Source organism: Streptococcus sp. Marseille-Q5112 (genome assembly GCF_916700555.1).
Taxonomy (GTDB): domain Bacteria; phylum Bacillota; class Bacilli; order Lactobacillales; family Streptococcaceae; genus Streptococcus; species Streptococcus symci.
In genome coordinates, this window is the sequence record NZ_CAKAKP010000007.1 from 1 (window position 1) to 14,719 (window position 14,719).

Consider the following 14,719-nt stretch of genomic DNA (forward strand, 5'->3'; position numbering starts at 1 on the left):
TTGCTGATTGACTCGCACTTGTTGACGCTGACTCAGAAGCTGATGTGCTTGCTGATTCAGATGCACTTGTTGACGCTGACTCAGATGCTGATGTACTTGCTGATTCTGATGCACTTGTTGACGCTGATTCAGAAGCTGATGTACTTGCTGATTCTGATGCACTTGTTGATGCTGACTCAGACGCACTTGTTGACGCTGATTCTGATGCACTTGTTGATGCTGACTCAGACGCACTTGTTGACGCTGATTCTGATGCGCTTGTGCTTGCTGATTCAGAGGCACTTGTTGAGGCTGATTCTGAAGCCGATGTACTTGCTGACTCTGAGGCGCTTGTTGACGCTGATTCAGAAGCCGATGTACTTGCTGACTCAGAGGCACTTGTTGACGCTGATTCAGATGCTGATGTACTTGCTGACTCAGAGGCGCTTGTTGATGCTGATTCAGATGCTGATGTACTTGCTGATTCTGAAGCCGATGTACTTGCTGACTCTGACGCACTTGTTGATGCTGATTCAGAGGCCGATGTACTTGCTGATTGACTTGCACTTGTCGATGCTGACTCTGACGCACTTGTTGACGCTGACTCAGACGCTGATGTACTTGCTGATTCTGACGCGCTTGTTGACGCTGATTCTGAAGCCGATGTGCTTGCTGATTCTGAAGCACTTGTTGATGCTGACTCAGAAGCTGATGTGCTTGCTGATTGACTCGCACTTGTTGACGCTGACTCAGAAGCTGATGTGCTTGCTGATTGACTTGCACTTGTTGACGCTGACTCAGATGCTGATGTACTTGCTGACTCTGATGCACTTGTTGACGCTGACTCAGAAGCCGATGTGCTTGCTGACTCTGACGCACTTGTGCTTGCTGATTCTGATGCACTTGTTGACGCTGACTCAGAAGCTGATGTGCTTGCTGACTCTGACGCACTTGTTGATGCTGACTCTGAGGCGCTTGTGCTTGCTGACTCTGACGCACTTGTTGATGCTGATTCAGAGGCGCTTGTTGACGCTGACTCAGAGGCACTTGTTGACGCTGACTCTGATGCGCTTGTGCTTGCTGATTCAGATGCTGATGTGCTTGCTGACTCAGAAGCGCTTGTTGACGCTGATTCTGATGCTGATGTACTTGCTGATTCAGAGGCGCTTGTCGATGCTGATTCTGAAGCCGATGTGCTTGCTGATTCAGAAGCCGATGTGCTTGCTGATTGACTCGCACTTGTTGACGCTGACTCAGATGCTGATGTACTTGCTGACTCTGACGCACTTGTTGATGCTGATTCTGAGGCTGATGTACTTGCTGACTCTGACGCACTTGTTGACGCTGATTCAGAAGCTGATGTGCTTGCTGACTCAGAGGCGCTTGTTGACGCTGATTCAGAAGCCGATGTGCTTGCTGATTCAGACGCACTTGTCGATGCTGACTCAGAGGCGCTTGTGCTTGCTGATTCAGAAGCCGATGTACTTGCTGACTCAGAGGCACTTGTTGATGCTGATTCAGAAGCCGATGTACTTGCTGACTCAGAGGCACTTGTTGACGCTGATTCAGAAGCTGATGTGCTTGCTGATTCTGAGGCACTTGTTGATGCTGACTCAGACGCACTTGTGCTTGCTGATTCTGAGGCACTTGTTGATGCTGACTCAGAAGCACTTGTGCTTGCTGATTCTGATGCACTTGTTGATGCTGACTCAGACGCGCTTGTTGACGCTGATTCTGATGCGCTTGTGCTTGCTGACTCAGACGCACTTGTTGATGCTGACTCAGATGCGCTTGTTGATGCTGATTCAGAAGCTGATGTACTTGCTGATTCTGATGCACTTGTTGACGCTGACTCAGATGCGCTTGTTGATGCTGATTCAGAAGCTGATGTACTTGCTGATTCTGACGCGCTTGTTGACGCTGATTCTGATGCACTTGTTGATGCTGACTCAGATGCGCTTGTGCTTGCTGATTCAGAGGCCGATGTGCTTGCTGATTCTGACGCGCTTGTTGATGCTGACTCAGATGCGCTTGTACTTGCCGACTCAGACGCACTTGTTGATGCTGACTCAGATGCGCTTGTTGATGCTGATTCAGAAGCTGATGTACTTGCTGATTCTGATGCACTTGTTGACGCTGACTCAGATGCGCTTGTTGACGCTGATTCAGAAGCTGACGTGCTTGCTGATTCTGACGCGCTTGTTGACGCTGATTCTGATGCACTTGTTGATGCTGACTCAGATGCGCTTGTGCTTGCTGATTCTGACGCGCTTGTTGACGCTGACTCAGATGCCGATGTGCTTGCTGATTGACTTGCACTTGTCGACGCTGATTCTGACGCTGATGTGCTTGCTGATTCTGATGCACTTGTTGAGGCTGATTCAGAAGCCGATGTACTTGCTGACTCAGAGGCACTTGTTGATGCTGATTCAGAAGCTGATGTACTTGCTGATTCTGATGCACTTGTTGAGGCTGATTCAGAAGCCGATGTGCTTGCTGATTCTGATGCACTTGTTGACGCTGACTCAGAAGCCGATGTGCTTGCTGATTCAGATGCTGTTGTACTTGCTGACTCAGAGGCGCTTGTTGATGCTGACTCTGATGCACTTGTGCTTGCTGATTCTGAAGCACTTGTTGAGGCTGATTCAGAAGCCGATGTGCTTGCTGATTCTGATGCACTTGTTGATGCTGATTCAGATGCCGATGTGCTTGCTGATTGACTTGCACTTGTCGACGCTGATTCAGATGCTGATGTGCTTGCTGATTGACTTGCACTTGTTGATGCTGACTCAGATGCCGATGTGCTTGCTGATTGACTTGCACTTGTTGATGCTGATTCAGACGCTGATGTGCTTGCTGATTGACTTGCACTTGTCGACGCTGATTCTGATGCCGATGTACTTGCTGATTGACTTGCACTTGTCGATGCTGACTGGCTAGCTGACGTGCTTGCTGATTGACTTGCACTTGTCGACGCTGATTCTGATGCCGATGTACTTGCTGATTGACTGGCGCTTGTTGATGCTGACTGGCTAGCTGACGTGCTTGCTGATTGACTTGCACTTGTCGATGCTGACTGGCTAGCTGACGTGCTTGCTGATTGACTGGCGCTTGTTGATGCTGACTGGCTAGCTGACGTGCTTGCTGATTGGCTTGCACTTGTCGACGCTGACTTAGATGCACTTGTTGAAGCACTTTGACTTGCGCTTGTTGAGGCAGACTTAGACGCACTTGTTGAAGCACTTTGACTTGCACTGGTCGATGCGGACTTAGATGCACTCGTTGAAGCACTTTGGCTGGCACTGGTTGACGCTGATACTGACGCGCTTGTGCTTGCTGACACTGATGCACGGTAATCTGAATCTGATATATCCGGTGTTACCGTATTTACCGTTCCATCTTTATAAGTGATGGTCACCGTTCCATTTTCTGCAATAGAATAACTTCTAATACGGTTTGCAGTCTCTGGATTTGCTGTTTTCACAGCAGCCAAGATCTTATCTTTCTCACGCTGGTTCAGAGCGTTTGGATGTTCAACTTGAAAGACTACTGACGGCTTCTTACCAGGGAATCTTTCATTCAATTTACCTTGAGCAACAACTACTGTCGGAGTACGTGCTTCGTTATTAGACAAGTCTACAGCTTTGGTCCCGAGATTCCATGTATTTTTATCAGCATATTCCTGATTAGGATTATAAGTCGCCGTATACTCCAAAGTAGCAGGAGCATTCGTTGGTGTATTCTTGAACCCTGGCGCATCATCATTCGAAGAATATCCTTTTTGGAATATTCTATCTTTATCAGAAACACCATCATAAAGTTTCAAGTCTCTAAGTTTGCCACTATTATCTGAACCTTTCAAGACAACTTTAACTTCATCTCCGGCAAAAATTTCGTACCCACTCGTACCAGGACGGACATTATTTTTCGGAGAAAGTTTTTCCCACTTACCACCATTCTTAACATAGATTTCAAATTCAGGATTTGGAGCTACATTTTCGTTAGTAATCGTCTTAGAAGATGTGGCAGATTGAAGAGTTACATTGTTACCGTTTGGATCCCGAACAACCTTCTCTTGTTTAACCGTTACATTTCCTGTAGGTAAGAGTCCATTATTGGCATCAGTAACCCGTTTCAAATCAGACGGTCCAAATGTCACACTTGTTCCTGTTGCTTGCTTTTGAATTGTCTGACCAGCAATAGTCAAGGTCACTGTAGCTCCTGGAGTTACGTTATTTACCACAATCGAACGATTTGGCAAACCACCTTTTTCAGTAACTGAATCAGATGCAATTTCAGGCGCTTGTGGATTTACTTTCACAGTAACAGGGACTTTTTGTTTAACTCTGACACCTGTTGAATCTGCAGGTAATTCTACTTCTACTTCCTTAGTAAAGGTTCCTACCTCAGTGAGTGACGGAGCACCACCTACCCAGTTGTAATTAGTGTTTGTCGCGTTAAAAGTTGGGCTTCCCGATACTTTTGTAACCGCGTTTTGCGGATTTGCTACAGCTTGTTTATAAGCTGGATCATCTGTCTTATTTTGAGTAAAGACATAAGAACGATTTGATTCAAACTTATAGACATCATGGACAACATCAACAGTTTTACTTAGTTTATTAGTGTCATTTTCCCCCATACGACCTACCGGATAGGTAAAGGTCACTTGGTAGGTATTGCTTCCTGCCTCATTTGTATTGATAGGTGAGCCAGAAACTACTTGACCATTTTTACTCCAAGCTTGGCTTGCACCACTTGGATATCCAGCAGTTCCTTCTTTATCAACATAATTATGCCAAACTGTTCCCTTATGAGGTTGTGTTCCTTGAATATCATTTACTGGACCTTTAGGCTTAATTGTCGCTAGAACTTCATAATCTACAGTAACATCTTCGCTTCCGCCATTAGGATATTCGATGTGGGCAACTGCTTGTTTAGACCCTGTCTCAGCAGTATTAATTTCTGACCCTGGTTTCCAAGTAATTCTTGTTCCATTTGGGAATGCTTTACCGTTAGCACGTTGGATAAAGTTACTCGCATCTCCCAAGTCGCTCGCCTGTTCTCCAATATAGGTATAGACTTTCGGTACTTTAGCAATTGGATCGTATTTTTCCAAGGCAGCATTGATAGTACTTGTGGTACCATCACGATAGGTAACGGTTATCGTACCATTTGTTGAGACTTCAATTTTCGCTCTAGTACCTGGGAAGGTTAAAACGGTACCATTTGCATCTGAAGTCACATTTGGCTGGACTCCTGTCTTAGCGAGATCTTGATTAGATAGTAAATCACGTTTATTGGTTGCATTATTAATGAAGTTATTATAAACTTCTCCAATTTCTTGCGGCGTTAAATGCTCCAAATCCTTAACTTGAACAACATCTCCACTCTGAACATCATGACGCTCGTTGAATCCTTTGATGGTGTAGGTAACAGTTGCTTCAGATGATTTATTACCCCAATCAACTGCTCCAATAAGATAGGTATAGGTTTTTCCTACTGTAGCAGATGCATCACCGTTACCTACAGTTCCATGTATATGACTGCCAATATTTTCATATTCCCGAGGCTGATTGAGAAATGGATTTTTATTTCTTGGATCATTAGGATTATAGTTTGGATTCAGTCTATTTATCGCTTGTCCCATCAGAGGACCATCATAAGTAACGCCAGGAATAGGGTCTCCACCTCTTGATCCATATGAATGAATTCTAGTTCCATTTTTTAGTATAGAAACTTCGAGATCAATACTATCATCATTATAGACATCGAAATGAGTACCTTTTTTTATTTCAATATTTGGACCTGATTTACTTACAGAAGGTTTTGGCGTCGGTTTTGATTCATTATACCCTGTTGGAACACTTGCCGTTTGAACTCTAGAAGCATTCCCTTGAGTATTTTGTCCGATAGGTGCCGAGCTAACCTGAACCTGCATATCTGCAGTCGCAGTCGGAACATTGTTATCGTATTTAACTTTGACTACAATCGTACCGTTTAAGTTTCTATTTTGTCCATGTCTGTAATTATAAACAATTTCAGAACCCTGAGTAAAGGTTGGAGTCATCTGATTGTCATTAAATGTTGCACTTTGGACATGACCACCTCGGCCGACATTTATTTTAACACCCACATTGCTCAAAGCACTATTAGCCTGAACATTCATGGTGTACGTCGCGATACCAGTAGCCTTATCAAAAGTAGCAACTGGACTACTTACTGTCATACGGCTATCATTTTGAGAAGGAGCCCAACTTGCACGAAGGGAAGCATCACGCAACATGGCTTGACCATTACGGGCATCACGCGCACCTGAGTTGGCTCTCAAAACAGCATTGACAATAGAATTACGAGCTAGAGTCGCTTTTTGCACCACCGCTGTCCAGTCACTCGTTGGATTTGCCAAAGCTTTTTCAATAGCTGTCACTGCTGCATTTACCTTAGTAATTGCAGAATCAGTGTTTGGTAAACCAGCAGCCTTCGCTAAGTATTCACCCATTTCGGCTGATAACTTGGTTAACTTCTTACGATTTTCTTCATTTTTCTTTACAGAAGTTTCTACAGATGACAAGGTTGCAGCTGTTGCACCAACTAAACTTGTTGTATCTGAATTTGTTTTAACAACATTTGACTCAATAGCAGCAGGCTTCAAAATTGATGAATCAATTTTGGCAACCTTTGATTCATTTTGAGTCGATACTTTCTTATCATCTTGAACTTCAGATACAGTTTTTTCTGAGGAAGCTCCTACTGATGTTGACACGCTACTTGTTTGGCTAGCAGATTGACTCAAACTAGTTGACGTACTAGCGGAATCTGAAGCGCTAGCGCTAGCTGAAGATGATGTGCTAGCTGAGGCACTAACTGACGTACTAGCGGAAGCACTTGCTGAAGTGCTGGCTGAAGTACTAGCTGAACTGCTAGTAGAAGCTGATTCTGAAATCGAAGCGCTTTCACTCATAGAAGTAGACAAGCTAGCAGAATTTTCCGAGTTACTTAGAGATGTTGTCCCCAAAACTGCTGTATCATTTGTAACTAAAAGGTCTGGATTTTCCAGTGTTTTTTCCACGGCTACTGTTTCATTTGCAAATACTTTTGTTTGAGTAGCAAGACTACCACCTAAAACTGCTCCTGTGGCGGCAAGTCCCTTGATAATATCCAGACCTGTAATAGAAGGATTCACTTTATCCTCTACCACTTCAGTCATGACTTGAGTCGTATCTACACCACCCCGTAAGACCTTGAATAAACCAAAAAGAGAGGTTGAAGCTCGCAACCAATGTTTTCCTGATTTGATTAACTTGTATCTCGTCACACGGTCGGTTTCTCTATATTCACCTTTCTGACGTCTAAAAAACATGTTTTATCCTTTCATTCTATACCAAAGAGTGCACTCTGGCCCATTTAATCATACCCTCAAATTATACTTTAAATGCAAACGCTTGTCAAGAAATTTGATATATTTTTATATAATATCACCATTCAAATATTTTGAAATGTCCAACTATTTATAAGTTCTCTAACAGCATCTAATAGCTTGGTATAAAAAGCCTCAAATAACTTTTTAAAATATATATAGCTAAATTTATTTTAGTTGTAAAAAGTATATAACGTTCGGATTTTCAACATATTATATAAACAAAATATAAAAACTTGACTATTCATGTTTCATTGATAAATTCATAATGTAATGCAAAAAATACTATCGAGGTAGGTCTTGTGACAATAGATTTTCATAAAAAATTGCTTCTAAACAAATCAATTCTCCTCTGTAACTCCTATCAAAAATGCCCACGATTAGCTTATAATCATGGACATTCTATGGATGTTTTTTCTAGTTAGCTCGTCTATTTTCAATTTATTACGACAGAAAAGCCCACGAATCGATACCATTCGTGGATTTTTCCTAGTAAAGCATTTAGGTAAACCGATTGTTACACTACGACACGGAGTTTGGCAAATCGATTCCATTTGTAAAACTCAGTTAGTGAGGCAGTTAGCTAGACTACTTCCTACCAGTTACGACGTAAAGTTTTACGAATCGATACTATTCGTAAAACTTTACTAGTGGAGCGCCTAGCTAAGTTCCTTAGAAACTTGGCGTTAGTTACTTAGATTGTTACACAATCAAGTATATTTACTGAACTACGACACGGAGTTTGGCAAATCGATTTCATTTGCCAAACGTAGTTAGTAAGGCAGTTAGCTAGTTCGCCAAATAGCGACTAGCGTCCAACAATTAGGAACTTTAGTTCCAATTGTTGGTACTGAGTTACATCTTCTCTTCCAACTCTACATCTGGATACTTGTCCGCAAACCAGCGGAGGGCAAAGTCATTTTCAAAGAGGAAGACTGGTTGGTCAAAACGGTCTTTAGCCAAGATATTTCGGCTTGATGACATCCGTTCATCCAAGTCCTCAGGCTTGATCCAACGAACGGTCTTTTTACCCATTGGGCTCATAACCACTTCTGCATTGTACTCGCCTTCCATGCGGTGTTTAAAGACTTCAAACTGGAGTTGACCTACAGCGCCTAGCATATACTCGCCTGTTTGGTAATTCTTATAAAGCTGAATAGCCCCTTCTTGCACCAGTTGCTCAATCCCCTTGTGGAAGGATTTCTGCTTCATGACATTCTTAGCAGAAACTTTCATAAAAATTTCAGGTGTAAAAGTTGGCAGTGGTTCAAATTCAAACTTGTTTTTTCCAACTGTTAAGGTATCCCCAACCTGATAAGTACCTGTATCGTAAACACCGATAATATCACCTGCCACGGCATTGGTCACATTCTCACGACTTTCTGCCATAAACTGAGTAACATTAGACAATTTAGCCCCCTTACCAGTACGAGGCAGGTTGACACTCATGCCACGCTCAAATTCACCTGATACGATACGGACAAAGGCGATACGGTCACGGTGACGAGGGTCCATGTTGGCTTGGATCTTAAAGACAAATCCTGAGAAGTCCTTATCGTAAGGATCCACAATTTCACCATCTGTTTTCTTGTGACCATGTGGTTCTGGAGCAAACTTAAGGAAGGTCTCAAGGAAGGTCTGCACACCAAAGTTTGTCAAAGCTGAACCGAAGAAAACTGGCGTCAATTCTCCAGCAAGGATAGCTTCCTCTGAAAACTCATTCCCAGCTTCATTTAAAAGCTCAATGTCATCCTTGACTTGCTCGTAGAAAGGATTGCTACCAAAAAGCTTGTCCCCATCTTCTAAACTGGCAAAACGCTCATCCCCCTTATAGAGCTCCAAGCGTTGGTTATAGAGGTCATAAAGCCCTTCAAAGGCTTTCCCCATCCCGATTGGCCAGTTCATCGGGTAACTCGCAATACCTAAGACTTCTTCCAATTCTTGCAAGAGGTCCAGTGGCTCACGACCGTCACGGTCCAGCTTGTTCATAAAGGTAAAGACGGGAATGCCACGGTGTTTGACAACTTCAAACAATTTCTTAGTTTGGGCCTCGATACCCTTGGCAGAGTCCACAACCATGACCGCAGCATCCACCGCCATCAAGGTACGATAGGTATCTTCTGAGAAGTCCTCATGCCCTGGTGTGTCGAGGATATTGACGCGTTTGCCATCGTAGTCAAACTGCATAACAGATGAAGTCACCGAAATCCCACGTTGCTTCTCGATATCCATCCAGTCAGACTTGGCAAAAGTCCCTGTTTTCTTTCCTTTTACGGTACCAGCCTCACGAATCTCGCCCCCAAAGTAGAGTAACTGCTCGGTGATGGTTGTTTTCCCCGCGTCCGGGTGGGAGATGATGGCAAAAGTACGACGTTTCTTAATTTCTTCTTGAATATTCATAAGTTCTCTTTCTTTGATTCTCTATTTTTCTTGTTTCAATAGCTAAGAATGATTTCTACATTGGATTTCCCCATTCCTTTCAACACCCCATTATATCGGATTTTGAGTAGTTTTTCAATTGCTCATCCGATGAAAAAAGTTAGCTAGAGCACTGATTTCACCTGGTTTCTCTTTTTCCACCGTTTTTTGAACAAGATATCAAAAAGAACCAGAGCCAGTGAAAGGATGACGGACACAAGTAGGTACTTTAGCCATAGGGGGGCATCAGGAATAAAAGGTGTCTTATTTAACAAGCCATAATTCCCACCAGTCACCTGATTAACCCCAACTAGAAAGAGATTGAGGATAAAGGTATAGACTACAATCATATATTTCTTGAGTAGGCTCTTGTCATAGTGATTCATCAAGTAGACCAAGGAATTCACTAGAAGGGCATAGTGCCCAATCAAAAATGAAAAACTGGTAATATGGGGGAAGTCATAGGGGTCAAAAACTGGGTAAACCAGTGCAAAGACAGCTCCACTTGCTCCTAAGAGGGCAAAGTACTGCTTGCTTTTCCATTTATCAGGCAAGAAAACCACAGCAAACATAGCTAAACGGCAATGATAAAATGGAAGGCTATTAGAAAATGGAATCCCAAAACCAACATACCAACTATAGAGTGCTAGCAACTGGAGGATCTGAATCCCCTTAAACAAGTATACAAATTTCGGATTTTTGTGATAAGCAAGTGCCCCATAAATACAAAGCATTAAGACCAGCATCATAACCCCATACCAAAAAAGTGAAATGGGAGGAGGGACTGTCTGAGTTCTGGTGATAAATTGATGGAACATGTTTCTATCCTAACTCTTATTTTTTCTTTTTTCTAGTTTAACTATTATAGCGAATTAAAAACGATTTTTCAATTTCTATTTCTTTTCAGTTTGGCTCCCTTATTTATAGGAAAATATGGTAAAATAGAACAGACTCAAAATCATCATTTCACGAAAGGATGCAAGATGAAAATTACGCAAGAAGAGGTAACACACGTTGCCAATCTTTCAAAATTAAGATTCTCTGAAGAAGAAACTGCCGCCTTTGCAACTACCTTATCCAAGATTGTAGACATGGTTGAATTGCTGGGCGAAGTTGACACAACTGGTGTCGCACCTACTACGACCATGGCTGACCGCAAGACCGTACTCCGCCCTGATGTGGCCGAAGAAGGAACAGACCGTGATCGCTTGTTTAAAAACGTACCTGAAAAAGACAACTACTATATCAAGGTACCAGCTATCCTAGACGATGGAGGAGATGCCTAATGACTTTTAACAATAAAACCATTGAAGACTTGCACAATCTCCTTGTTTCTAAGGAAATTTCAGCAACAGAATTGACACAAGCTACGCTTGAAGATATCCAGTCTCGCGAGACAGCTATCAACGCCTTTGTCACCATCGCTGAGGAGCAAGCCCTTGCTCAAGCTAAAGCTATTGATGAAGCTGGAATTGATGCTGATAATGTCCTTTCAGGAATTCCACTTGCTGTTAAGGATAATATCTCTACAGACGGTATTCTCACAACTGCTGCTTCAAAAATGCTCTACAACTACGAGCCAATCTTTGATGCGACAGCCGTTGCCAATGCAAAAGCCAAGGGCATGATTGTTGTTGGGAAAACCAACATGGACGAATTTGCCATGGGTGGTTCAGGTGAGACTTCTCACTACGGTGCCACTAAAAACGCTTGGGACCACAGCAAGGTTCCTGGTGGCTCGTCTAGTGGTTCTGCCGCAACCGTAGCCTCAGGACAAGTCCGCTTGTCACTTGGATCTGATACAGGTGGTTCTATCCGCCAACCTGCTGCCTTCAACGGGATCGTCGGTCTCAAACCAACCTACGGAACGGTTTCTCGTTTCGGTCTCATTGCCTTTGGTAGCTCATTAGACCAGATTGGACCTTTTGCTCCGACTGTTAAGGAAAATGCTCTCTTGCTCAACGCGATTGCCAGCGAAGATGCAAAAGACTCTACTTCTGCTCCTGTCCGCATCGCCGACTTTACTTCAAAAATCGGCCAAGACATCAAGGACATGAAAATTGCTTTGCCTAAGGAATACCTTGGTAAAGGAATTGACCCAGAGGTTAAAGAAACTATCCTTAATGCCGCTAAACACTTTGAAAAACTGGGTGCTAAAGTTGAAGAAGTCAGCCTTCCTCACTCTAAATACGGTGTTGCCGTTTACTACATCATCGCTTCATCTGAAGCTTCATCAAACTTGCAACGCTTTGATGGTATCCGTTACGGCTACCGCGCAGAGGATGCGACCAACCTTGATGAAATCTATGTAAACAGCCGTAGCCAAGGTTTCGGTGAAGAAGTGAAACGCCGTATCATGCTTGGTACTTTCAGCCTTTCATCAGGTTACTACGATGCCTACTACAAGAAGGCTGGACAAGTCCGTACCCTCATCATCCAAGATTTCGAAAAAGTCTTTGCAGACTATGATTTGATCTTAGGTCCAACTGCTCCAAGTGTAGCCTATGACTTAGATTCACTCAGCCATGATCCAGTTGCAATGTACCTGGCTGACCTTTTGACAATCCCTGTCAACTTAGCTGGACTTCCAGGAATTTCTATCCCTGCTGGATTTGTTCAAGGTCTTCCAGTAGGATTGCAATTAATCGGTCCTAAGTACTCTGAGGAAACCATTTACCAAGCTGCTGCTGCCTTTGAAGCAACAACAGACTACCACAAACAACAACCCGTGATTTTTGGAGGTGACAACTAATGAACTTTGAAACAGTCATCGGACTTGAAGTCCACGTAGAGCTCAACACCAATTCAAAAATCTTCTCACCTACTTCTGCCCACTTTGGAAACGACCAAAATGCCAACACTAACGTGATTGACTGGTCTTTCCCAGGAGTTCTACCAGTTCTCAATAAAGGGGTGGTCGATGCTGGTATCAAAGCTGCCCTTGCCCTAAACATGGACATCCACAAAAAGATGCACTTCGACCGCAAGAACTACTTCTACCCTGATAACCCAAAGGCCTACCAAATTTCTCAGTTTGATGAACCAATCGGCTATAATGGTTGGATTGAAGTAGAGCTAGAGGACGGTACGACCAAGAAAATCGGTATCGAACGTGCTCACTTGGAAGAAGATGCAGGTAAGAACACCCATGGTACAGATGGTTACTCTTATGTTGACCTCAACCGTCAAGGTGTGCCATTGATTGAGATTGTATCTGAAGCGGACATGCGTTCACCAGAAGAAGCCTATGCTTATCTAACAGCCCTCAAGGAAGTCATCCAGTACGCTGGTATTTCTGACGTTAAGATGGAAGAAGGTTCTATGCGTGTGGATGCCAACATCTCCCTTCGTCCTTATGGTCAAGAAAAATTCGGTACCAAGACTGAATTGAAGAACCTCAACTCCTTCTCAAACGTTCGCAAAGGTCTTGAATACGAAGTTCAACGCCAGGCTGAAATTCTTCGCTCAGGGGGTCAAATCCGCCAAGAAACACGCCGTTACGATGAAGCTAACAAGGCAACCATCCTCATGCGTGTCAAGGAAGGCGCTGCTGACTACCGCTACTTCCCAGAACCAGACCTACCTCTCTTTGAAATCTCAGACGAGTGGATTGAGGAAATGCGAACTGAGTTGCCAGAGTTTCCAAAAGAACGCCGTGCGCGCTATGTCTCTGACCTTGGCTTATCAGACTACGATGCTAGCCAGTTGACTGCTAACAAAGTCACTTCTGACTTCTTTGAAAAAGCTGTTGCCCTTGGTGGTGATGCCAAGCAAGTCTCTAACTGGCTCCAAGGCGAAGTCGCTCAGTTCTTAAACGCTGAAGGCAAGACACTGGAACAAATCGAATTGACACCAGAAAACTTGGTAGAAATGATTGCCATCATCGAAGACGGTACTATCTCTTCTAAGATTGCTAAGAAAGTCTTTGTCCACCTGGCTAAAAATGGCGGTGGAGCGCGTGAATACGTGGAAAAAGCAGGTATGGTTCAAATCTCAGATCCAGCTGTCTTGATTCCAATCATCCACCAAGTCTTTGCCGATAACGAAGCCGCTGTTGCCGACTTCAAGTCAGGCAAACGCAACGCAGACAAGGCCTTCACAGGATTCCTTATGAAAGCAACCAAAGGACAAGCCAACCCACAAGTTGCCCTTAAACTACTTGCACAAGAATTGGCGAAATTGAAAGAAGATTAATATGTAAAAGAAACCAGCCCTGAGGTTGGTTTTTTTCTCTCCTACCATCTCCCATTAACTATTTTGGCTTTATTTCCAGAAGATTTTATGGTAAAATGAAGAGTAATAATATTTATTAAAGAGGTAAAAACATGATTGAAGCAAGCAAATTGAAAGCTGGTATGACATTTGAAACTGCAGACGGAAAATTGATCCGCGTTTTGGAAGCTAGCCACCACAAACCAGGTAAAGGGAACACAATCATGCGTATGAAATTACGTGATGTCCGTACTGGTTCTACTTTTGACACAAGCTACCGTCCAGAAGAAAAATTCGAACAAGCTATTATCGAAACTGTTCCAGCTCAATACTTGTACAAAATGGATGAAACTGCCTACTTCATGAACACTGAAACTTACGACCAATACGAAATCCCAGTCGTAAACGTTGAAAATGAATTGCTTTACATCCTTGAAAACTCTGATGTGAAAATCCAATTCTACGGAACTGAAGTAATCGGTGTAACTGTACCAACTACTGTTGAATTGACAGTCGCTGAAACACAACCATCTATCAAAGGTGCTACTGTTACAGGTTCTGGTAAACCAGCAACTATGGAAACTGGACTTGTTGTCAACGTTCCAGACTTCATCGAAGCTGGACAAAAATTGATCATCAACACTGCAGAAGGAACTTACGTTTCTCGTGCCTAATCTCTAGAAAGAGGTCATT

The 14,719-nt window shown here is 43.3% G+C and carries 7 protein-coding genes; 4 read left to right on the plus strand and 3 right to left on the minus strand.

All coding sequences use genetic code 11. From position 1 onward, the window contains the following. The 3 genes from LG372_RS06085 to LG372_RS06095 all read right to left on the minus strand — a co-directional run. Window positions 1–7,339: accessory Sec-dependent serine-rich glycoprotein adhesin (locus LG372_RS06085; protein ID WP_225742358.1), on the minus strand; the 7,339-nt coding region annotated here is incomplete at its 3' end. A gap of 912 nt (window positions 7,340–8,251) precedes the next feature. Further along, entirely contained in the window at window positions 8,252–9,796 is a 1,545-nt protein-coding gene (locus LG372_RS06090) for a peptide chain release factor 3 (protein WP_001025437.1), read from the minus strand. 143 nt (window positions 9,797–9,939) lie between these two features. Beyond that, window positions 9,940–10,632 carry a TIGR02206 family membrane protein gene (locus LG372_RS06095; RefSeq protein ID WP_049552708.1) on the minus strand — a complete coding sequence of 231 codons (693 nt, stop codon included), beginning with the start codon at window positions 10,630–10,632 and terminating at the stop codon, window positions 9,940–9,942. Between the two features lie 165 nt (window positions 10,633–10,797). Between LG372_RS06095 and gatC the strand changes: the two genes are divergently transcribed. The 4 genes from gatC to efp all read left to right on the plus strand — a co-directional run bounded on the left by gatC (window position 10,798) and on the right by efp (window position 14,700). Further along, the gene (gene gatC, locus LG372_RS06100; protein ID WP_000705419.1) at window positions 10,798–11,100 is read left to right on the plus strand and encodes an Asp-tRNA(Asn)/Glu-tRNA(Gln) amidotransferase subunit GatC; all 303 of its coding nucleotides are present in this window, start codon (window positions 10,798–10,800) and stop codon (window positions 11,098–11,100) included. Next, on the plus strand, window positions 11,100–12,566 hold the full coding sequence (gene gatA, locus LG372_RS06105) for an Asp-tRNA(Asn)/Glu-tRNA(Gln) amidotransferase subunit GatA (protein WP_225742359.1): 1,467 nt from the start codon (window positions 11,100–11,102) through the stop codon (window positions 12,564–12,566). Before gatC ends, gatA begins: the two co-directional genes overlap by 1 nt. Then, entirely contained in the window at window positions 12,566–14,008 is a 1,443-nt protein-coding gene (gene gatB, locus LG372_RS06110) for an Asp-tRNA(Asn)/Glu-tRNA(Gln) amidotransferase subunit GatB (RefSeq protein ID WP_049522353.1), read from the plus strand. Before gatA ends, gatB begins: the two co-directional genes overlap by 1 nt. A 131-nt stretch (window positions 14,009–14,139) precedes the next feature. Then, window positions 14,140–14,700: an elongation factor P gene (gene efp / locus LG372_RS06115; protein ID WP_000568643.1), complete on the plus strand. Its 561-nt coding sequence runs from the start codon at window positions 14,140–14,142 to the stop codon at window positions 14,698–14,700. Window positions 14,701–14,719: the final 19 nt, after the last annotated feature.

What these genes read in the sequence shown, in the direction of transcription:
- LG372_RS06090 (WP_001025437.1), bottom strand. Translation starts at nt 9,796, where the DNA reads ATGAATATTCAAGAAGAAATTAAGAAACGTCGTACTTTTGCCATCATC.
- LG372_RS06095 (WP_049552708.1), bottom strand. Translation starts at nt 10,632, where the DNA reads ATGTTCCATCAATTTATCACCAGAACTCAGACAGTCCCTCCTCCCATT.
- gatC (WP_000705419.1), top strand. Translation starts at nt 10,798, where the DNA reads ATGAAAATTACGCAAGAAGAGGTAACACACGTTGCCAATCTTTCAAAA.
- gatA (WP_225742359.1), top strand. Translation starts at nt 11,100, where the DNA reads ATGACTTTTAACAATAAAACCATTGAAGACTTGCACAATCTCCTTGTT.
- gatB (WP_049522353.1), top strand. Translation starts at nt 12,566, where the DNA reads ATGAACTTTGAAACAGTCATCGGACTTGAAGTCCACGTAGAGCTCAAC.
- efp (WP_000568643.1), top strand. Translation starts at nt 14,140, where the DNA reads ATGATTGAAGCAAGCAAATTGAAAGCTGGTATGACATTTGAAACTGCA.